Below are 19,986 nucleotides of genomic sequence, written 5' to 3'. Positions count from 1 at the left end.
ACGTACGGCGCGGATCGATCGGACGATCAGGCGCCGCAGTGTCACTTGCCGAGAAGCTTCTTGATCTTCGCGGCGTCGCCCGGGGCCATCTCGGCGTTGCCGGTGAGGCGACGCGTCACGCGGGACGACTTGTGCTCGAGCAGGTGGCGCTTGCCGGCGCGCTCACGGAGCACCTTGCCGGAGCCGGTGACCTTGAAGCGCTTGCTGGCACCGCTGTGCGACTTGTTCTTCGGCATAGCGCCGTTCTCTCCTCGTCGGTGGCGCTCCGATGCCCGGTTGCGAAAACCGGGCACGGTGGAGCGTCGCTCTTGTATCGGTTACGTCCTGGGGACTCGCGTCCCCCGGGATCACGCCTCGGCGGATGCCTCGGCAGGGGCCTCGGCAGGATCCTCGGCGTTCTCGGCGTTCTCAAGGTCCGCGGCGTTCTGCGAGCGGCCGGGGTTGGCCTTCGCTTCTGCCTTGCGGGCTTCCTGCGCCTGGCGGGCCTCGGCCATCGCCTCGGTCTTCTTCTTGTGCGGACCGAGAACCATGATCATGTTTCGGCCGTCCTGCTTCGGGTTCGACTCCACGAAACCGAGGTCCTGGACGTCCTCCGCGAGGCGCTGCAGCAGTCGGTAGCCCAGCTCGGGCCGGGACTGCTCGCGACCACGGAACATGATCGTGATCTTGACCTTGTCGCCCTGCTTGAGGAACCGGACGACGTGACCCTTCTTGGTGTCATAGTCGTGCGGGTCGATCTTCGGCCGGAGCTTCATCTCCTTGATGACCGTGTGCGCCTGGTTCTTGCGCGCCTCACGGGCCTTCATGGCCGACTCGTACTTGAACTTCCCGTAGTCCATGAGCTTGCACACGGGCGGACGGGCGTTCGCCGCGACCTCGACCAGGTCCAGGTCGTACTCCTGCGCAAGCTCCAGTGCCTTGGCCAGGGGGACAATGCCCACCTGCTCGCCACTGGGACCGACAAGTCGCACCTCGGGAACGCGAATCCGGTCGTTGATGCGGGGCTCGGCGCTGATGGATCCTCCTCGGTAGCACCACACGGCGGTCTGGCGGACAGCCGCGTATGTCTCTGTTCGTAAGACCTAACCGCGCCGAAGCACAAAAAATGCCCCGGACGATCACAGGCGGGGCTCCAAAAACACTGCCGGAGCACCGCCGCGATGACCGCGGGGCGCGTTTCGGGCGACTCCACCGTCCGTACGGAACGGTGGTGGCCGCCTGACCGGGGTGACCCGCCGTCCCTGAGGACGGTCGGGTGGGAGATCGGAGCCTCCACTTGTGGGCCGGGCCTGCTCGCCGTGTGGCATGCCTGTCCGGCCGGTCATCACACAAGGTTAGCAGCATCGGGCGGCAAGGGCTAATCAGGGCCAAGTGGGGAGGGCGCCCATGCTGCACCTATCGTGTGGGTCATGAGTGAGACCCCCGACTTCGACTCCATGACCCGCGACATCGCCGAGGTCCCCGCGGTCGAGGTGATCGTGACGGTCGCCGTCAACCTGATGAGCGCCGCGGCCGTGAAGCTCGGTCTGACCGAGGAGGGCGAGAAGCACAAGGACCTGGACGAGGCCCGCAAGCTGGTCACCGCCCTCGCCGGTCTGCTGGACGCGAGCGCGACCGAGATCAGCTCCTTCCACGCCGCGCCGCTGCGCGACGGCCTGAAGTCGCTGCAGCTGGCGTTCCGCGAGGCGTCGATCGTCCCGGACGAGCCGGGCCAGGGCCCCGGCGAGAAGTACACCGGGGCCGTCTACGGCTAGTCGGTTCCCACCCGGTCCGTCCTCATCCGTTCATCCGCGTACGGCCGCTCGCTCACGGTCATCCGCGTACGTACAGGGGCTCGCCCGGAGGCGTGGTCCCGGCCGGCAGCAGTGCCAGGTCGAGGCCCCGCACCAGGCGGGCCCTGAGTGTTTCGTCGGCCGCGAGCCGCTGGGCGACGGCACGCGCGGCCTCGGCGGGGGCGGCCTCCGGGTCCAGCACCAGGGCGAGGGTGCCGTCCGCCTCCCCCGGACCGAGGTGGGCACTCAGCACGGCGGGCTCGGCGGCCACGGCGGCGCGGACGGCGTCGACGACGGCCGGGTCGGCGAGCGGGTCGGTCGTCGTACGGCCCTCGGCGAGCGCGAACAGCGCGGGCCCTGTCAGCTCGAACGGCACCGGACCGGACATGTCGAGGACGACCGTGTCCGCCTTCTCGTGCGCGGCGGCCCGCAGCGCCTGGTGCAGTGGTACGGCGACCGGGCGCGCGCCGGGGTCCCAGAGGGCCAGCGCGTCCGTGGAGGTGAAGGCGGGCAGCGCGGTGCGGTCGCCGGCCTTGAGGGTGGGTACGGCCATGTCGCTGGTCTTCTCGCGGCGCAGCCCGTTCTCGTCCTCCTCGACCTCGCCGAGCACGGCGACGACCGGGACGAGCAGCCGGGCGCCCTTGAGCGCCTCCAGAACGGGCCCCACGGCGGTGCGGTCCTCGGCCCAGGCGGCGAGCGCGGCGCTCAGCCGGGGATCGGCGGAGCCGTCGTCGTCGGAGTAGCCGGGGTCGGGAATGTTCTTGTTCGCCACGATCCCCGACCCTATCGGGGGGATGCTGCTGGGCTTGTGCGGCCCCCGAAACCTCACGGTCACCGGATTCACCGGAATCTCAGATTTCCCTGACGAGCTTCTAACACCGGTCTCACGGCCCGCACAGTCCACGCCCCGAGCATCGCCGGCATGGAGTCTTCCCGAGCCCGCCGTCGCCGCGCTCGTCCGTCCCGGGGCCGTGCGTTCGTCCACACCGCGCTCGCCGTGGCCGCGATAGCCGGGGTCACGGCCGGCGGCACGGCGTATGTGACGGCGCGGGCGCACTCGGGCCCCGTATCCTCGGCGAAGTCGCCGTCGCCCGCGTCATCGTCATGGTCATGGTCATCGTCATCGGCCTCGGCGAGCGGGGAGGAATCGGTGGAACCCGTGGCGGAACCGACCGTTGACCGTGTCGCGCTGCTGACCGAGTCCATGAAGTCGCTGACGGTGCCGGCCTCGGCCAAGGTGTCGGCCGCGGTGCTGAGCCTGGACTCCGGCGAGAGCGCCGGCTACGGCGACGCGGCCTTCGACACCGCGAGCATCGTCAAGGTCGACATCCTGGCCACCCTGCTGCTCCAGGCGCAGGACGCCGGCCGGCATCTCACGGCGACCGAGAAGGCGTACGCCACGAAGATGATCGAGAACAGTGACAACGCCTCCGCGACGGCGCTGTGGAACACCATCGGCCGGGCGGACGGCCTCGACGCGGCGAACAAGCGCTTCGGTCTCACGGAGACGGAGGGCGGCGACGGCGCGCTGTGGGGGCTGACCCAGACCACGGCCGCCGACCAACTCGTCCTGCTCCAGCAGGTGTTCGGGGACGACTCGAAGCTGAGCGAGGCCTCGCGGGCGTATCTCCGGCGGCTGATGAAGAACATCGAGGCCGACCAGCACTGGGGGGTCTCCGCCGTGGCGGACGACTCCGGATGGGCGCTGAAGAACGGCTGGCTGGCGCGCAGCACGACGGGCCTGTGGGACGTCAACAGCATCGGGCGCGTGACCGTTGACGGGACCGCCTATCTGGTGGCTGTCCTGTCGAACGGCAGCGCCTCGCAGGCGAAGGGCATCTCCCTGGTCGAGGCGGCGGCGAAGGCGGCCGTGTCTGCATTCACCGATGGTGACTCGGTGTCCGGGGCCGTGGCGGCTTCGGCCTCGGCGACGGAGACCGACTGACGGCTTCGGCCCGGAGCCTCAGTAGCCGCCGTACCGGCGCGACGCGCGGCGGCTCCGCCACAGGACGACGGCCGCGACGAGGAGCACTCCGCCGGCGCTGCCCGCGAGGGGGCCGGCCCAGCCGGAGGCGCCGTCGGTGGCCTCGTCGCTGTCGGGTCCCGGGCCGAAGTACTTCTCGCCGTAGGCGGCCGAGTGGAGGCCCTGTGGTTTGAGGCGGGCGGCGGCCTTGATGGCGGCGGCCGGGTCGATGAAGCCGAAGCCGCGGGAGTCGTCGCGGCCCCCGCTGGGCGCGTCCCGGGCGGTGTCCTCCAGGAGCTTCTTGATCTGGGCCGGGGTCAGCCCCGGGTGGGCCGCCTTGACCAGGGCCACCGCGCCCGAGACGAAGGCGGAGGCGGCGCTCGTCCCCCATCCCTCGTAGTACTTGTGGTCCGGGTCGGCGATGACGACGTCGACGCCGGGCGCGCTGACCGTGGCGTACCAGCGGCGGGTGGAGAAGGAGGCGCGGGTGCCGTAGCGGTCGACCGCGGCGGCGGCTATGACACCGGGGTAGGCGGCCGGGTAGGAGATGTGGTCGCCCTTCTCGCCGCCGTTGCCCGCGGAGGCGACGACGACGGCGCCCTTCTTGAGCGCGTACTGCACCGCCTCGTCCTCGCTCGGCTCCGGGTGCGCGGAGGCGGAGTCGTCGCCGAGGGACAGGTTGATGACGTCGGCACCGTGGTCGGCGGCCCAGCGGATGCCCTCGGCGAGGGCGTTGCCGCGGGTGCTGCGGGCCTTGCCGCGGGCGGTGTCGCCGTCCTCCAGGATCACCCGCACGGGCAGGATCCTGGCCTCGGGCGCGATGCCCATGACACCGTCGGCGTCACCGGTTCCATGGCCGTGTCCGGCGATGATCCCGGCCATGGCCGTTCCGTGCCGGGCCCAGGAACGGTCGCCGCGCTTCGCGCCGAAGCCGATCAGGTCCTTGCCCGGCAGGACGTTGCCGTCGAGGTCGGGGTGGTCGGCCTCGACGCCGGTGTCCAGGACCGCGACGGTGATGCCCTTGCCCTTGGTGGTCTGCCAGGCCTGCTGGGTGTGCATGGCGGACAGGGCCCACTGCTGGGCGCGGATGCCGTCGGCGTAGGCGGTGGTGGACGGCACGAGGGCCAGGGAACCGGCGAGGAGGAGGCTCAGGGCCGGGCCGGTCAGGCGGCCCACGCGACGGCGGTTCATGAGGGCGTCTCCGTGGCCGAGCTGACGGTCTGCCGCAGGCGCCGCTGGATGCGGTCGGCGAGACCCTGCGCCTCCTGGCCGAGGCCCGCCTGGGCGGGGGCGCTGGTGGCACCGGACTCCATGGCGTCGGCGGCGGGCTGGGGAGAGTCGACCGTACGTCCGTCGGCCCAGCCGGAGACCGCGTAGACGACGACCGGGGCGTCGGTGAGGACGGATATCGTCCAGGAGGCGCGCTGCTTGACGCCGAAGCCGGCGGCGACCGTGTTCTTGGCGGCGTACGGGCGGGGCATCAGGTCGGTACGGCGGTTCAGGCCCTCCTTCTTGAAGCGGCCGGCGAGGGAGGTCATGGCCGCGGAGTCGGCCTTGGTGAACAGCAGGCCGACGGTGGTGACGTAGCTCTGGGTGGCGTCGGTGTAGGTGGCCCTGAGCAGTCGCTGGCAGCCGACGGGGGCGAGGGCCTTGCGCAGCAGCGGGTCGAGGGCGTTCGCGCAGCCGCTGTCCGGGGCGACGGCGACACGGATCCAGGTGCGGTCGGCGCCGCCGGGTCCCGCGCCGCTGCCCTCCACGGTGGGCGGGAACAACTCGTCGACCGGCACGTTGTGCCACATCGCTCCGGCCGCGGCGAAACTGTTGCCGGCCCCCGGGCTCCCGGAGTCACCGGTGAGCCAACTCCCGGTCACCGCACCGCCGATGAGCCCGAGCCCGATCACGACGCAGGCGGCGGCAGCGGCGGTCCGCGGCGCCGCCCACGCCCCCAGCGGGCGCGGCCGCCCACGCTCGTCGTACCCCTCGGCCTCCCCGAACGACACCACATGCCGGGCCGCGCTCCAGGAGAGGGCCGGGTCCGGGGACACGGGGCTCGCCGGCGAGCCCGACGCTTGAGGAGCCGGGTTGCCGCCCACCCTGGCCGGACCCCACGCTTCGCCGGAGACCGGTTCACCGACGGGCCTCGGCGGCACGCCATCGGCCGAGCGGGGCGGGAAGACCGGCGCCGAGGAAGTGACGTTGCCGGACGGCCCACCACTCGCCGAAGGGGGCGCGGACGACGGAGCGGGCGGGCCGGCCAGGTGGCGCGGGTCGCCAATCACCGGGCGCGGCGGAGCCGAGGTACCGGAGGCATCGGCAGCGCGGGATGCCACACCCCCCGGGTGCCCGTCGGGCCTGGTGGTGGGCTTGGGCGGCACGGCGGCGGAATCGGTGCGCCCGACGGACTCGGCACTCCTGGAGTCCGGTTCCCGATCAGGCTGCGGTGGTATGCCCGCGGAAGCCGGGCGGGCGTCCGGCACGGGCGTCGTGGCGGGAGACGCGGAGTCCGGCCGGGTGGCCGGCCTGGGCGGTGCGGCGGGAGAGACCGGGCGCGACGGGGCCGCCGGGGCACCGGCGGACCGGCCGGTGGGCGGCTCGGGCGTCCGGGCCGGGGGCACCGGTCGCAGGCGGGCGGGCCGTTCCAGCCGAGTGGCAGGCGGGGTGCCGGGCCGCCTGGGCGGCGTCGTGGCTCCCGGTCCCGTCTGGTCGGCGCTCGTCCGGCGCGGCTCGCGACCGGCGGTGGGCGGCGCGTCGGGGAATCTTGCGGAGGCAGGCGGTGGGGGCGCGGATGCGGTGCTCGGAGTCAGGCGGAACGGACGGAGGCTGGGGAAGCGGGGGTGCCCGTCCGGGGAACCGGCAGGGGTGCGGCCCGCGTCGCCCTCGCCGCCGCTCCGGGACACCGACTCGGCCGAGGGGATGTTCGAGCCCGGCGTGCGGCTGCCGGCCGGGGCGCCCGGACCCACGCGACGGCTCCCGGACGGCCCGCCCGGCAGTGGCTTGTCCTCCGAGAGGTCACCGCTCGTCGTGGCGTCGCCGGAGGCGGAGTCGTGGGGGCGGCCGGGCGGAGGTGTCGTGGGGCGGGGCGGGATCGGGGCGTGCTGCGCTTCCCTGCTCATGCACCCCCCGTTTCCTCGTACCCGGGCCGTTTCCTCGTGCGCGGGCCACCGTCCTCGTCGCCCGGGCCCGGTGCGGGACAGTCCGCCCCCAGGCACGCATACCCGCAGCGGCGGCCCGGCATCCCGGCGCAGGGCGTCGGCCGGAGTCGTTCCGTCGTGCGTGCGCGTCACTCTACGGGGTGTCGCAGGGCGAACGGGAACCAGTCCGTGACCCCGGGGGTATCTGCCCGGAACGTCCCCCTACCCTGCGGTAATCCTGTCTGGCAGGCTTCGTGCATGACTGCGCGCGCCGCCGACCGGGCCCGTTACGACCGGGCCACCGCCCATCTCGACGCCCCTCTCGCGATCGTGGACCTGGACGCCTTCGACGCCAACGCGGAGGATCTCGCCCGCCGGGCCGGCGGGAAACCGATCCGGGTCGCCAGCAAGTCCGTACGCTGTCGTGCCCTGCTCGAACGCGTCCTCGCGAAGGACGGCTTCCGGGGCGTGATGTCCTTCACGCTCGCCGAGTCCCTGTGGCTGGCCCGCTCCGGTTTCGACGACGTCCTGCTCGCCTATCCGTCCGCCGACCGCACCGGATACGCGGAACTCACCGGCGACCCCAAGCTGGCCTCGGCCGTCACCGTCATGGTCGACGACGTCGCCCACCTCGACCTGATCGACGCCTCGCGCGCCGGCGGCCGTGAAGTCGTGCGCGTCTGCCTGGAGTTGGACACCTCGCTGAAGCTGCTCGGCGGACGGGTGCGGGTCGGGGCGCGGCGCTCGCCGCTGCACTCCCCCGCCCAGGTCGCGGAGCTGGCGCGGGCGGTGGCCCGGCGGCCCGGTTTCCGGCTCGTGGGGATCATGGCGTACGAGGGGCACATCGCCGGTGTCGGTGACGCCGTCGCCGGGCGGCCGCTGCGCTCCCGCGCGATACGGCTGATGCAGGCGACCGCCCGCCGTGAGCTGGCCGAGCGGCGCGCCGCGGTGGTGCGGGCGGTCCGGGCCGTGGCCCCGGACCTGGAGTTCGTCAACGGTGGCGGCACGGGCAGTGTGCAGCACACGGCGGCCGAGGACTGCGTCACCGAGATCGGGGCGGGTTCCGGACTGTACGTGCCGCGCCTCTTCGACAACTACACGTCCTTCAAGGGGCGTCCCGCCGCCCTCTTCGCCCTGCCCGTCGTGCGCCGGCCGGGGGTGGGCGTGGTGACCGTGCTCGGCGGCGGCTACCCGGCCTCCGGGGTGGCCGGGCCGGACCGGCTGCCGGTGCCGTATCTGCCTCAGGGGCTGCAGTACGACTCCCAGGAGGGCCCCGGCGAGGTGCAGACCCCGCTGCTCGGCTCGCCCGCCGACGACCTCCTCGTCGGCGACAAGGTGTGGTTCCGGCACGCCAAGGCCGGTGAGCTGTGCGAGCGCTTCGCCGCGCTGCACCTGATCGAGGGGGACACGGTGACCGCCACCGTGCCGACGTACCGGGGCGAGGGCCACACCTTCCTCTGATCGGTGCACGGTCGACCAGTGCACAGTCGACCAGTGCACAGTCGACCAGTGCACAGTCGACCAGTGCTCGGTTGATCAGTACACGGTGTCCGGCTCGTCCGGGACCGGCGTCCCGTCCTCCCGCCGGAGCGGCCCGTGGGTGCCGTCGGGGGCCGTATAGGCCGTGGTCGAGCACGGGTACGGCTCGGACCTGCGGGGCAGCGGGTCGATGAACATGGGGGTGACCAGCCAGCGTCCGTCGGCGTCGTCGTAGGCCCGGCACATCAGCTCGGGCTTGTTGCGGTTGACGGCCAGATGGACGCCGGTGGCGTCGCCGACGAAGGTGACGTCGGTGTCGGCGTCGCCGGCCGCGAGGGCGGGCCGCCGCTGCCGGGGCTGCCGCAGCCAGGCCGCGGCGCCCCGGACGCCGTACACCTCCTGGTTGATCCAGCAGCGCTTGCCGTCGATGTAGGGGATCACCTCGCCCCGGGTGGCCGGGATGCCGCCGCAGCCCTCGTTCCGGGGGGTGATGCGGCCCCGGCGGTCCAGGACCGGGCGGATGGCGATCGTGTGGGCCGCGTCGATGCCGACGCCCGCCGACCAGACCTCGGTGACGGGCTCGGCGCCCGCGGAGACGATGTAGACGTCGAATCCCGCCCGTTGGAGGGTGTGGATCAGGTCGCGCTGCTGGTCGTAGTAGCGGAGGTACGCGGGGAGAGTGTGCGTGCCGAGGGTGCGGGTCGCGCCGACGGGGGCGGCCAGGGCCTCGCGGCGGGCGGCCGTGGCGTAGGCGGTGAGTTCGGCGGGGGTGCGGCCGGCGAAGAGCTGGGGCACCCAGGCGTACTGCGGGACGGTGCGCCGGTGGTTCCAGGTGCCCGCGAAGGCCGGGGCGCCGGTCATGGTGGTGGCGTTCTCGCGGATCTCCAGGATCTCGTCCGCGCAGCGCGGGCCGGTAAGGACGGGGCCGGTGCCGCAGGCCCGGGTGAGGGCCTGGTCGGCGGCCGGGGTCAGCCACTTGCTGGTGTCCGTCCAGCGGTCCGGGCGGAGCAGCTTCCCGTGGCGCAGGGCCCAGGTGAGGGTCGCGTCGGTGACGTCGTTCTTGGTGACCGTGTTGTCCCAGTCGAACGCGGCCACCGCGCCCCGGTGCCCGGAACAGGTGCCGTAGGTGTCGATCACCCGCTGGAGGCGGGCGCGGCCGTCGCCGTGCCAAGTGCCGGTCAGCCGTGGGCAGTCGGGGCGTGCGGACGGTTGTGGGGTCGCGGCCGTCAGGGTGGTGGCGGCCGCGACCAGGGTCCACGCGAGAAGGTGTCGCATACGACCCGAACCGTACCGGTATGCCCCTTAGAGCGGTGTGACGTACGCGCCCGAGATTCCGCCGTCCACCAGGAAGTCGGTGGCGTTGACGAAGGCGGAGTCGTCGCTGGCCAGGAAGGCGACGGCGGCGGCGATCTCCTCGGCCTCGGCGAACCGGCCGACCGGGATGTGCACCAGCCGGCGGGCGGCCCGCTCCGGGTCCTTGGCGAACAGCTCCTGCAGGAGCGGGGTGTTGACCGGGCCCGGGCACAGGGCGTTGACGCGGATGCCCTCGCGGGCGAACTGCACGCCGAGTTCCCGGGACATGGCGAGCACGCCGCCCTTGGAGGCGGTGTACGAGATCTGGGAGGTCGCCGCGCCCATCCGGGCCACGAAGGACGCCGTGTTGATGATGGACCCCTTGCCCTGGCGGCGCATGTAGGGGATGGCGGCCTTGCAGCACAGGTAGACGGAGGTGAGGTTGACCTCCTGGACGCGCTTCCAGGCCTCCAGGCCGGTCTCCAGGATGGAGTCGTCGTCGGGCGGCGAGATGCCGGCGTTGTTGAAGGCGATGTCGACGCTGCCGTAGGTGTCGAAGGCCGCCTTGAAGAGGGCCTCGACCTGCTCGGGGTCGGTGACGTCGACCTTCACGAAGATCCCGCCGACCTCGTCGGCGGCGGCCTTGCCGCGGGCTTCGTCGACGTCGCCGCAGACGACGTGGGCGCCCTCGGAGGCGAGCCGGCGGGCGGCGGCCAGGCCGATGCCGCTGCCGGCTCCGGTGATGACGGCGGTACGGCCGACCAGGCGGCGGCAGATGGTTTCGTCGGTCATGAGCGGCTCAGGCCTCCGTGCTGATGAAGACGTTCTTGGTTTCGGTGAAGGCGGTCAGGGCGTCCGGGCCCAGTTCACGGCCGAGGCCGGACTGCTTGAACCCGCCGAACGGGGTCGAGTAACGGACGCTGGAATGGGAGTTGACGGACAGGTTGCCCGCGCGGACGGCCCGCGAGACGCGCAGGGCGCGGCCCAGGTCGCGGGTCCACAGGGAGCCGGCGAGGCCGTACGGGGTGTCGTTGGCGAGGCGTACGGCGTCCGCCTCGTCCGTGAAGGGCAGCAGGACGGCGACCGGGCCGAAGATCTCCTCGCGGGCCGCCTCGGAGTCCGGCCGCTCTCCCGTGAGCACGGTCGGCGCGAACCAGAAGCCGGGCCCGTCGGGTGCGCTGCCGCGCAGCGCACGGGCGTCGTCCGGGACGAAGGACCGTACGCGGTCGAGCTGCTGACGGGAGATCAGCGGGCCCATCTGGGTCTTCTCGTCGGCGGGGTCGCCGACCACCACGGCCGACAGGGCGTCGGCGAGGAACTCGTGGACCTCGTCGTACACGGACTCCTGGACGAGGATGCGGGTGCGGGCGCAGCAGTCCTGGCCGGAGTTGTCCAGGAAGGAGAACGGGTCGAGGGCGGACTTCAGGTCGGCGTCGGCGAAGACGATGTTCGGGCTCTTGCCGCCGAGTTCGAGGGTGACGGGCTTGACCTGCCGGGCGCAGCGCTCCATGACCTCGCGGCCGGTGCGGCTGGAGCCGGTGAACACGATCTTCGCCACATCGGGGTGGTCGACCAGGGCGCGGCCGGCGATGTGGCCGTATCCGGGGAGGACTTGGAACAGCCCCTCCGGCAGGCCCGCCTCCAGCGCGAGTTCGGCGAGGCGCAGCGCGGTGAGCGGGGTGGTCTCGGCCGGCTTGAGGACGACGGCGTTGCCCGCGGCGAGCGCCGGGAAGGAGCCCCAGGCGGCGATCGGCATCGGGAAGTTCCAGGGGGCGATCACACCCACGACCCCGAGGGGTTCCTGGAAGGTGACGTCCCAGCCGCCGGGCACGGGGATCTGCTTGCCGAGGAGGCGTTCGGCGCCGCCGGCCGCGTACAGCAGCAGGTCGCGGGCGTTTCCGGCCTCCCAGCGGGCGTTGCCGAGGAGGTGGCCGGCCTCGCGGACCTCCAGTTGCGCCAGTTCCTCCACGTGGGCGTCGACGACGTCGGCGAAGCGGCGCAGCAGGCGGGCGCGGTCGGCGGGAGCCGCGGCCGCCCACCCGCGCTGGGCGGCGGTCGCGCGGGCGACGGCGCGGTCCACCTCGGCCGCGTCGGCGGCGGGGACGGTGGCGACGACCTCCTCGGTCGCCGGGTTGAGTACCTGGAGCTCGGACTCGTTCGACACGGAAGGACCTCTCACATGCGTTCGAAGGAGCGGCGCAGCTCCCAGTCGGTCACCGCGGCGTCGAAGGCCTCCAGCTCGACGCGCGCCATGTTGCGGTAGTGCGCGACGACCTCGTCGCCGAAGGCGGCCTTGGCGATCGGGCTGTTCTCCCACAGCTCGGCAGCCTCGCGCAGGGTGGTGGGGACGTGCTCGAAGTCGGCGGTGTAGGCGTTGCCGGGGCAGGGCTCGGGCAACTCCAGCTTCTGCTCGATGCCGTACAGCCCCGCCGCGACCAGGCCGGCGACGGCGAGGTGCGGGTTGACGTCGCCGCCCGGCAGCCGGTTCTCGAAGCGCAGGGAGCGGCCGTGGCCGACGACCCGCAGGGCGCAGGTGCGGTTGTCGTGGCCCCAGGCGACGGCGGTCGGGGCGAAGGAGCCGGGCTGGAACCGCTTGTAGGAGTTGATGTGGGGGGCGTAGAGGAGGGAGAAGTCGCGCAGGGCGGCGAGCTGGCCGGCGAGGAAGTGCCGCATGACCTCGCTCATCCCGTCGGGTCCGGTCATGGCGTTGGTGCCGTCGGCGTCCGCGAGCGAGAGGTGGATGTGGCAGGAGTTGCCCTCGCGCTCGTTGTACTTGGCCATGAAGGTGATGGACACGCCCTCCTGGGCGGCGATCTCCTTGGCTCCGGTCTTGTAGATGGCGTGCTGGTCGCAGGTGACCAGGGCCTCGTCGTAGCGGAAGGCGATCTCGTGCTGGCCGGGGTTGCACTCGCCCTTGGCGGACTCGACGGTGAGGCCGGCGCCGGCCATCTCGTTGCGGATGCGGCGCAGCAGGGGCTCGATGCGGCCGGTGCCGAGCACCGAGTAGTCGATGTTGTACTGGTTGGCCGGGGTCAGATCCCGGTAGTTCGCGTCCCAGGCCTGCTCGTAGCTGTCCTTGAAGACGATGAACTCCAGCTCGGTGCCGACCTGGGCGGTGTAGCCGAGCTCGGCGAGGCGGTCCAGCTGGCGGCGCAGGATCTGGCGGGGCGCGGCGACCACCGGGGAGCCGTCCTCCCAGGCCAGGTCGGCGATGAGCATGGCCGTGCCCGCGTTCCAGGGCACGCGGCGCAGGGTGGAGAGGTCGGGGTGCATGGCGAAGTCGCCGTAGCCGCGGTCCCAGGAGGACATCGCGTAGCCGTCGACGGTGTTCATCTCGGTGTCGACGGCGAGGAGGTAGTTGCAGCCCTCGGTGCCGTGGTGGAGAACCTCGTCGAGGAAGAATCGTGCGGCGAACCGCTTGCCCTGGAGTCGCCCTTGCATGTCGGGGAAGGCCAGGACGACAGTGTCGATCTCACCGCCGGCGACGAGGGTGTGCAGTTCCTCGACGCTGAGCGGGGGTGTGCGGTCTGCCACGGGAGAACTCCTTCGGCTTCTGCGCTGTTTCGGCCGGGCCGGGAGCCATAAGGTATTGCGGAGAACCATTGCTTGGGAAGGGGGTACGGCCGGATGTCGCAGGACACTGAGCCCGGGAGGCTGGGCGACCGCCTCACGCCGGTGCTGCGGCCGGTGCGTGCGGGGAACGGCTTCGAGGAGGCTCTGGAGCAGATCCTGCAGGTCGTGCGGCTCGGTCTGGTGCCGGGAGGCGAGCGGCTGCCCGCCGAGCGGGAGCTGGCCGAGCGGCTCGGGATCAGCCGGGTGACGCTGCGCGAGGTGCTGAAGGTGCTGCAGGACCAGGGGCTGGTGGAGTCGCGGCGCGGGCGGTACGGCGGAACATTCGTGCTGCCGCGGGCCGATGCCGGCGGCGAGGACGAGTTGCGGCGGCGGATCGCCGAGGTCGACATCGAGGACATGCTGCGCTTCCGGGAGGTCCTGGAGGTGGGCGCGGCCGGGCTGTGCGCGGCGCACGGACTGACCGACGAGCAGGCGGGGCGGCTGCGCGAGGCGCTGGCCCGCACGCACGACGCTCCGCTGGCCGACTACCGGCGCCTGGACACGCTGCTCCACCTCACCCTGGCGGAGCTGTGCGGCTCGCCGACGCTGACCTCGCAGTACGCGGCGGTGCGGGCGACGGTGAACGATCTGCTCGACTGCATCCCGCTGCTGGTCCGCAATCTGGAGCATTCGCAGCGGCAGCACATCGCGCTGGTGGAGGCCGTGCTGGACGGCGACGCGGACGGGGCGCGGGAGATGATGCGGGAGCACTGCGCGGGCACGGCCGCGCTGCTGCGGGGGTTCCTGGCCTGAGGACGCGTAACTCCTCGCCCGGCGCGAGGGCTTGCCGTTCACCGGCACCTCGGCAAAGGTATGAACTCAATCCATTGCGGGGAGCGTGAGGACGTATGACGGGCAGGCCGCTGATCGGCATCAGTACCTATCTGGAGTCCGGGGTGCGGTGGAGCGCGTGGGCGATGGAGGCCGCGCTGCTGCCGGCCGGCTATCCGCGGCTGGTGCAGCGGGCCGGTGGGCTGGCCGCCATGCTGCCGCCGGACGAGCCCGAGCATGCGGCGGCGGCCGTGGCACGGCTGGACGGCCTGGTGATCGCCGGCGGTCCGGACGTCGAGCCGGTGCGCTACGGCGCGGAGCGCGACCCCCGCACGGGGCCGCCGGCCCGGGAGCGCGACGCCTGGGAACTCGCCCTGATCGACGCGGCGCTGGACGCGGGCGTACCGCTCCTCGGCATCTGCCGGGGCATGCAGCTGCTGAACGTCGCCCTCGGCGGCACGCTCACCCAGCACATCGACGGCCACGCGGAGGCGCCCGGTGTGTTCAGCAGCCATCCGGTCAAGCCGGTGCCGGGGACGCGGTACGCGCAGGCGGTCCCCGAGGAGACATCCGTGCCCACGTTCCACCACCAGGCGGTGGACCGCCTGGGCGAGGGGCTCGTCGCATCGGCGTACGCGGCCGACGGCACGGTGGAGGCGATCGAACCGGCCCTCGGCGACCGGTGGCTGCTGGGCGTGCAGTGGCATCCGGAGATGGGCGAGGACCTACGGGTGATGCGGGAGCTGGTACGGGCCGCTTCGTGAGCGGCAGCCGCGCCTGAGTGTTCACCCCCGCGCGAGGGGCAGGGCAAGGCCCCCGAGAGCGGCATCAAGCACCCGACGGGTACCGGAACCGCGCTCGCGCAGGATCAGCGGGGTGGCCGCCAAGGCGCGGGCCGCTTCGTGAGCGGCAGCCGCGGCTGAACAGCGGCGTCCGTGCCGAAGTGTTCATCCCCGCGTCAGCGACAACAGTTCCCGTGCCGGACCCGTCGGGCGGTGTCCCGTCGGCCAGACCGCGCGTAGGTCTCTGGCCAGCAGGATCCCGTCGACGGGGATGCTCACCAGGCGGCGCATGGCGAGTTCCTCGCGGACCGCGAGTTCGCTGAGGACCGCCGGGCCCGCGCCGCTGACCGCGGAGGCCTTCACCGCCGTGGTGGAGGAGAGCTCGATGAGCGGGCGGGCCAGGCCTCCGAGGGCCGCGTCGAGGACCTGGCGGGTGCCGGAGCCGCGCTCGCGCAGGATCAGCGGGGTGGTTGCCAGTTCGGTGGCCGGGAGGGGCCGTCTGCGGCGGGCCCAGGGGTGGCCGGGGGCCGTGACGACGATCAGGCGGTCATGGGCGATCACGGCGGAGTCCAGACCTGGAGGCACCGTCAGGCCCTCCACGAAGCCCACGTCGGCCTCGTCCGCCAGCAGGCGCTCCGCCACCGCCGCCGAGTTGCCGGCCAGCAGCGACACCGCCGTGTCGGGGCGATCGGCACGCAGCGCCAGCAGCCAGCCCGGGAGCAGGTACTCGGCGATCGTCATGCTGGCCGCGACCCGAAGACGCGAGTCGCGGCGGTCGCGCAGCGCCTGCGCCCCCACGTCGAAGGCCTCCGCCGCCTCCACGACCCGTCTCGCCCAGTCCGTCACCAGCGCACCGGCGTCCGTGAGCCGGGAGCCGCGCGGCGAGCGGTCCACGAGGGCCACCCCCAGCTGGCGTTCCATCGAGCGGATCCGGCTGCTGGCCGCGGGCTGGGTGATGCCGACCTCCCGCGCGGCCGCCCCGAGACTGCCCAGCCGGGCCACCGCCAGCAGCAGTTCCAGGGCCCCGAGGTCCGGCACCCGATGCGCCAGGGTTCCCGGTCCGCGCCGCTCCTCCACCTCACTCATAAGACCAGCTTATGCCCTCATAGAGACGAACTCCCTGGTCGCAGCCGTGCGCCCGCACGAAGGTGGGGCCATGGTCACCGCAGCCGTCCGCAATCTCGGCCCCAACTGGTACGCATCCGTCATGGGAACGGCGGTCGTGGGGACCGCCGGCGCCGCGCTCCCCCTGCACAGCGGCGCCCTGCGCCTCGCGTGCACCGTCGTATGGGCGGCCTCGGGCGTGCTGCTCCTGGTCCTCCTCGGCGCCCGCGCCCTGCACTGGACCCACCACCGCGACCAGGCCCGGGCCCACCTCCTCGACCCGGCGACGGCCCCGTTCTACGGCTGTCTGTCCATGGCCCTGCTGGCCGTCGGCGGCGGCGCGATGGCCGTCGGACGGGACTGGACCGGAATCCGGGCGGCGGTCGCCCTCGACGGCGTGCTGTTCGTCGCCGGTACGGTCGTCGGGCTCGCGGCGGCCGTAGCCGTGCCGTACCTCATGGCCGTACGGCACCGGATCGAGCCGGGGCAGGCCACGCCCGTGTGGCTGCTGCCGCTGGTCGCGCCCATGGTGTCCGCCGCGCTCGGTCCTGCCCTCGTGCCCCATCTCCCGGCCGGACAGCCCAGGGAGACCCTGCTGCTCGCCTGCTTCGCGATGTTCGGGCTCAGCCTGCTCGCCACGCTGCTGATGCTGCCCGTCGTCTTCGCCCGGCTGATCACCGCGGGCCCGCTGCCGCTCGCGCTCACGCCGACGCTGTTCCTGGTCCTCGGGCCGCTCGGGCAGTCCACCACCGCCGTCGGGACGTTCGCGGACGTCGCGCCCGGGGTCGTACCCGCCCCGTACGACCAGGGCTTCGGTCTGCTCGCCGTCCTCTACGGGGTGCCGGTCATGGGCTTCGCGCTGCTGTGGCTCGGGCTGGCCGCCGCCCATGTGGTGCGGGCCCGGCGGCACGGGATGGGGTTCGCGATGACCTGGTGGGCGTTCACCTTTCCGGTGGGCACCTGTGTCACCGGGGCCGCGGCGCTCGCCCGGCACACGGGGCTGGCCGTGTACGGCTGGCTGGCGGTGGGGCTGTACGCCGTGCTCGTCGCGGCCTGGGCGGCGGCGGCCTGTGGCACGGCGCGCGGGCTGGTCAGCGGTGAGCTGCTCGCAGGGCCCCGGCCAGCACCCGCGGCGCCTCGGCCAGTGACGGGCCGTACCACGTCAGGTGCCGTCCGCTGACGAGCGCGCAGGGCAGGCCGGGGAAGGCCTCCGGGCCGTCCTCGGGTGTGAAGCGGTACGGCTCGTCCGGGAGGACGACCAGGTCGGGAGCCGCCGCCCGCAGCTCGTCGAGCGGAATGCGGGGGTAGCGGTCCGCGTGCCCCGCGTAGAGGTGGTCGACGCCCAGGCGGCCGAGTACGTCGCCCGCGAAGGTGTCCCGGCCCAGGACCATCCACGGGCGCCGCCAGATCGGTACGACCGCCGTGGCACGGGCCGCGGGTACCGCAAGCGACGACCAGGCGCGCTCCGCCTCCACCAGCCAGCCGGGGCGTTCCGGCGCGCCGCACGCGGCCAGCACCCGGGTCAGCTCCCGGAAGGCCTGCGGTACGTCCCGGACCTCGGTGACCAGCACCTGAAGGCCGGCCGCGCGCAGGGCGTCGAGGTCGGGGGCGCGGTTCTCCTCCTCGTTGGCGACCACCAGGTCGGGGGCCAGGTCCACGACCCGGTCGAGCCGGGGGTTCTTGGTGCCGCCCACGCGGGTGACGTCCAGGCCCGCCGGATGGGTGCACCAGTCCGTCGCGCCGACCAGGACACCGGGCGCGGTCACGGCCACCGCCTCGGTGAGCGAGGGGACCAGGGAGACGACCCGCACTAGCGGGACCGGTCCTGGACCGCCTCGATGTGCTCGGCCACCGCCACGACGATCACGCGGGTGTCGGGCACCGTGGCCCGCCAGCGGTGCCGGACCCCGCCCGTGAGGTAGAGGGTGTCGCCGCGGCCGAGCCGGTAGGCGCGGCCCTCCGCCTCGATCTCCACGGCGCCGTCGGCGACGTACATCAACTCGTCGTTGCGGTGCTGGAATTCGCGTCCGGCGTCATGGTCGCCGGTGAACTCCGAGGCGTGCAGCTGATGGTGGCCGCGGACCAGGGAGCGCACCCGGGGCGTGAAGTCCTGTTCGGGGCTGTCGGAGCGCACGACGTCGACACTGCACGCGGGGTCGGCGGCGGCGAGGAGTTCGACGGCCGTCGTGCGCAGGGCGTCGGCGACCTTCTCCAGGGAGCCTGTGCTGGGGCGTGCCCGGTCGTTCTCGATCTGGCTCAGGAAGGGCACCGACAGTCCGCTGCGCTCGGATACGACGGCGAGGGTGAGCTCCAGCGCACGGCGTCGTCGCCGGACGGCCGCGCCCACCCGCACGGGCTGTTGTTCTTTGTGGTCGCCCATCGCTCCGGCTCCCTCCTTCGCTCGTCGCTGAGCTGTGCGGGTGCCCGGCGTCGGGCACAACGCGTCTGATGAGTTCTCTGCACCCTACGCATGTTCGGCAAACCGTTTCATGCGGCCGTCACATCCATGTCACATCGCGTGGGTGTGACCCTTACGGTTCGCGCCAGCGGACGAGCCCGTGCGCCCGCCCCGTCCTGGGGCCATGATCGTGCGTCACCCCCTCGATACGGTGTGCGGTCGGCCGCTCCCGGGTCGCGGCGACGCGAAGCTTGGGCGAGGACGTAGCGCTATGTGGTTGGCCGGATCCTTTTCGTGGGCGGTGAAGGCACCTAGGATCACTACCGGTGGTCGGCATCGCTGTCGGGGGGACAACTGTGCAACGTCCGGACGACCGTCTCGCATCCGCGCTGCGCTTCGCGACGGAGCTGGTGGCCTGGGTGGCCACGCCCTGGGCCCTGGCCGCGCACTCCTGGGCGTTGGCGGTGCTCTCGCTGGTGCTGCTGATCGGTCTGCCGACCGTCTTCGCGACGCCGGGCGACAAGTCGAACGTGATCGTCCCCGTTCCGGGCAAGGTCACCATCCTGCTCGTGCTGCTCCAGTTCGGCGCGGCCGTGACCTCGGCGTGGTACCTGTGGCCGGCCTGGGCGGCCGCCCTGGTGTCTCTCCTCGCCGCCGTCGCCCTCGTCACGGAACGCCCGCGGTGGCGGTGGCTGCGGTCCCTGCCGGTTCGTCACGGCGGATGACCGTCAGTGCCGTACGGCATGATGCGAGGCGTGACCGGACGACTGATGCTCCTCGACACCGCCTCGCTGTACTTCCGCGCCTACTTCGGCGTCCCCGACTCGGTGAAGGCGCCTGACGGCACGCCGGTGAACGCCGTGCGCGGGCTGCTGGACTTCATCGACCGGCTGGTCAAGGACCACCGTCCCGACCGCCTGGTGGCCTGCATGGACGCCGACTGGCGGCCGCGGTGGCGGGTCGACCTCATCCCCTCCTACAAGGCGCACCGGGTGGCCGAGGAGCACGAGGTGGGACCGGACGAGGAGGAGGTGCCGGACACGCTCTCCCCACAGGTGCCGGTCATCGAGGACGTGCTCGACGCGCTGGGCATCGCGCGGGTCGGAGTGGCGGAGTACGAGGCCGACGACGTGATCGGTACGTTCACCGCGCGCGCCGAAGGCCCGGTGGACATCGTCACCGGTGACCGCGACCTGTACCAACTGGTGGACGACGCGCGCGGGGTGCGGGTGCTGTACCCCCTCAAGGGCGTGGGCACCCTGCAGATGACCGACGAGGCGCTGCTGCGCGAGAAGTACGGGGTGGACGGCAGCGGGTACGCGGACCTGGCCTTGCTGCGCGGCGACCCGAGCGACGGACTGCCCGGTGTGCCCGGCATCGGCGAGAAGACGGCCGCCAAGCTGCTGGCCGAGTTCGGCAACCTGGACGGGATCATGGCCGCGGTCGACGACCCCAAGGCGAAGCTCACGCCGTCGCAGCGCAAGCGCCTCGACGAGGCCCGGCCGTACGTCGCCGTCGCACCGAAGGTCGTCCGAGTGGCCGCGGACGTGCCGCTGCCGCAGGTCGACACGGCGCTGCCGCGCACTCCGCGCGACCCTGCGGGGCTGGACGAGCTGGCGGTGCGCTGGGGCCTGGGCGGTTCCCTGCACCGGCTGCTGACGACGCTGGGGGCCTGAGCGGC

Annotated in this window: 20 protein-coding genes and 1 pseudogene; 8 read left to right on the top strand and 13 right to left on the bottom strand. The window is 72.8% G+C overall.

The window, feature by feature from the left end; translation table 11 throughout:
* Positions 1-41: 41 nt before the first annotated feature.
* Together rpmI and infC are read right to left on the bottom strand one after the other, a co-directional pair.
* Positions 42-236 (bottom strand): 50S ribosomal protein L35, encoded by a 195-nt coding sequence (gene rpmI, locus ACFY1J_RS18925; RefSeq protein WP_004933563.1) that lies wholly within the window; start codon positions 234-236, stop codon positions 42-44.
* A 111-nt stretch (positions 237-347) separates the two neighbouring features.
* Positions 348-1,040: a translation initiation factor IF-3 gene (infC, locus tag ACFY1J_RS18920; RefSeq protein WP_390710938.1), complete on the bottom strand. Its 693-nt coding sequence runs from the start codon at positions 1,038-1,040 to the stop codon at positions 348-350.
* A gap of 369 nt (positions 1,041-1,409) precedes the next feature.
* Here infC and ACFY1J_RS18915 point away from each other — a divergent pair, with 369 nt between their 5' ends.
* Positions 1,410-1,754, top strand: coding sequence for a DUF1844 domain-containing protein (locus ACFY1J_RS18915; RefSeq protein WP_263206808.1), 345 nt, complete (start codon positions 1,410-1,412; stop codon positions 1,752-1,754).
* A gap of 58 nt (positions 1,755-1,812) precedes the next feature.
* Here ACFY1J_RS18915 and ACFY1J_RS18910 read toward each other — a convergent pair whose 3' ends face one another.
* Positions 1,813-2,544: an SseB family protein gene (locus ACFY1J_RS18910; RefSeq protein WP_390710939.1), complete on the bottom strand. Its 732-nt coding sequence runs from the start codon at positions 2,542-2,544 to the stop codon at positions 1,813-1,815.
* Positions 2,545-2,694: 150 nt separating this feature from the next.
* On the opposite strand from ACFY1J_RS18910, the gene ACFY1J_RS18905 reads away from it, so the two are divergent.
* Positions 2,695-3,717: a serine hydrolase gene (locus ACFY1J_RS18905; protein WP_390731547.1), complete on the top strand. Its 1,023-nt coding sequence runs from the start codon at positions 2,695-2,697 to the stop codon at positions 3,715-3,717.
* Between the two features lie 18 nt (positions 3,718-3,735).
* Here the strand turns inward: ACFY1J_RS18905 and mycP are convergent, their stop codons facing one another.
* On the bottom strand, positions 3,736-4,926 hold the full coding sequence (gene mycP, locus ACFY1J_RS18900; protein WP_390710941.1) for a type VII secretion-associated serine protease mycosin: 1,191 nt from the start codon (positions 4,924-4,926) through the stop codon (positions 3,736-3,738).
* Complete coding sequence (locus ACFY1J_RS18895; RefSeq protein WP_390710942.1) at positions 4,923-5,780, bottom strand: hypothetical protein; 858 nt, start codon at positions 5,778-5,780, stop codon at positions 4,923-4,925. Before ACFY1J_RS18895 ends, mycP begins: the two co-directional genes overlap by 4 nt.
* Before the next feature lie 1,344 nt (positions 5,781-7,124).
* On the opposite strand from ACFY1J_RS18895, the gene ACFY1J_RS18890 reads away from it, so the two are divergent.
* Positions 7,125-8,327, top strand: a complete 1,203-nt coding sequence (locus ACFY1J_RS18890) for an amino acid deaminase/aldolase (protein WP_390731546.1) — start codon at positions 7,125-7,127, stop codon at positions 8,325-8,327.
* Positions 8,328-8,402: 75 nt separating this feature from the next.
* On the opposite strand, the gene ACFY1J_RS18885 is transcribed toward ACFY1J_RS18890, so the two are convergent.
* From ACFY1J_RS18885 to ACFY1J_RS18870, 4 genes are read right to left on the bottom strand one after another with little or no spacing between them, the layout of a single operon-like run.
* Positions 8,403-9,620, bottom strand: coding sequence for a haloacid dehalogenase-like hydrolase (locus ACFY1J_RS18885; RefSeq protein WP_390731545.1), 1,218 nt, complete (start codon positions 9,618-9,620; stop codon positions 8,403-8,405).
* Positions 9,621-9,647: 27 nt separating this feature from the next.
* The gene (locus tag ACFY1J_RS18880) at positions 9,648-10,430 is read right to left on the bottom strand and encodes a 3-oxoacyl-ACP reductase (protein ID WP_390710945.1); all 783 of its coding nucleotides are present in this window, start codon (positions 10,428-10,430) and stop codon (positions 9,648-9,650) included.
* 7 nt (positions 10,431-10,437) lie between these two features.
* Positions 10,438-11,802, bottom strand: coding sequence for an aldehyde dehydrogenase family protein (locus ACFY1J_RS18875; RefSeq protein WP_390710946.1), 1,365 nt, complete (start codon positions 11,800-11,802; stop codon positions 10,438-10,440).
* A gap of 11 nt (positions 11,803-11,813) precedes the next feature.
* The gene (locus tag ACFY1J_RS18870; RefSeq protein WP_390710947.1) at positions 11,814-13,172 is read right to left on the bottom strand and encodes a glutamine synthetase family protein; all 1,359 of its coding nucleotides are present in this window, start codon (positions 13,170-13,172) and stop codon (positions 11,814-11,816) included.
* A gap of 93 nt (positions 13,173-13,265) precedes the next feature.
* On the opposite strand from ACFY1J_RS18870, the gene ACFY1J_RS18865 reads away from it, so the two are divergent.
* Both ACFY1J_RS18865 and ACFY1J_RS18860 read left to right on the top strand, forming a co-directional pair.
* A complete protein-coding gene (locus ACFY1J_RS18865; RefSeq protein ID WP_363296718.1) occupies positions 13,266-14,003 on the top strand; it encodes an FCD domain-containing protein in 738 nt (245 codons plus the stop codon).
* 95 nt (positions 14,004-14,098) lie between these two features.
* Positions 14,099-14,785, top strand: a complete 687-nt coding sequence (locus tag ACFY1J_RS18860) for a gamma-glutamyl-gamma-aminobutyrate hydrolase family protein (RefSeq protein WP_390710948.1) — start codon at positions 14,099-14,101, stop codon at positions 14,783-14,785.
* Between the two features lie 33 nt (positions 14,786-14,818).
* Here ACFY1J_RS18860 and ACFY1J_RS18855 read toward each other — a convergent pair.
* Positions 14,819-14,908, bottom strand: a pseudogene (locus ACFY1J_RS18855) (LysR family transcriptional regulator); the annotation flags it as partial.
* A gap of 60 nt (positions 14,909-14,968) precedes the next feature.
* Positions 14,969-15,889: a LysR family transcriptional regulator gene (locus ACFY1J_RS18850; protein ID WP_390710949.1), complete on the bottom strand. Its 921-nt coding sequence runs from the start codon at positions 15,887-15,889 to the stop codon at positions 14,969-14,971.
* A gap of 70 nt (positions 15,890-15,959) precedes the next feature.
* On the opposite strand from ACFY1J_RS18850, the gene ACFY1J_RS18845 reads away from it, so the two are divergent.
* Positions 15,960-17,087 (top strand): TDT family transporter, encoded by a 1,128-nt coding sequence (locus tag ACFY1J_RS18845; RefSeq protein WP_390710950.1) that lies wholly within the window; start codon positions 15,960-15,962, stop codon positions 17,085-17,087.
* Here ACFY1J_RS18845 and ACFY1J_RS18840 read toward each other — a convergent pair.
* Together ACFY1J_RS18840 and ACFY1J_RS18835 are read right to left on the bottom strand one after the other, a co-directional pair.
* Complete coding sequence (locus ACFY1J_RS18840) at positions 16,999-17,718, bottom strand: helical backbone metal receptor (RefSeq protein WP_390710951.1); 720 nt, start codon at positions 17,716-17,718, stop codon at positions 16,999-17,001. The two genes, ACFY1J_RS18845 and ACFY1J_RS18840, sit on opposite strands and share 89 nt — an antisense overlap.
* On the bottom strand, positions 17,718-18,287 hold the full coding sequence (locus ACFY1J_RS18835) for an XRE family transcriptional regulator (protein WP_363296713.1): 570 nt from the start codon (positions 18,285-18,287) through the stop codon (positions 17,718-17,720). The genes ACFY1J_RS18840 and ACFY1J_RS18835 overlap by 1 nt, the downstream gene beginning before the upstream one ends.
* 374 nt (positions 18,288-18,661) lie before the next feature.
* Here ACFY1J_RS18835 and ACFY1J_RS18830 point away from each other — a divergent pair, with 374 nt between their 5' ends.
* Together ACFY1J_RS18830 and ACFY1J_RS18825 are read left to right on the top strand one after the other, a co-directional pair.
* Positions 18,662-19,030, top strand: coding sequence for a hypothetical protein (locus tag ACFY1J_RS18830; protein WP_390710952.1), 369 nt, complete (start codon positions 18,662-18,664; stop codon positions 19,028-19,030).
* 21 nt (positions 19,031-19,051) lie between these two features.
* A complete protein-coding gene (locus ACFY1J_RS18825; RefSeq protein WP_390711033.1) occupies positions 19,052-19,981 on the top strand; it encodes a 5'-3' exonuclease H3TH domain-containing protein in 930 nt (309 codons plus the stop codon).
* The last annotated feature ends 5 nt before the right edge of the window (positions 19,982-19,986 follow it).

The organism is Streptomyces sp. NPDC001406, assembly GCF_042895285.1.
GTDB lineage: Bacteria > Actinomycetota > Actinomycetes > Streptomycetales > Streptomycetaceae > Streptomyces.
This window is presented reverse-complemented; position numbering and strand designations above follow the sequence as displayed.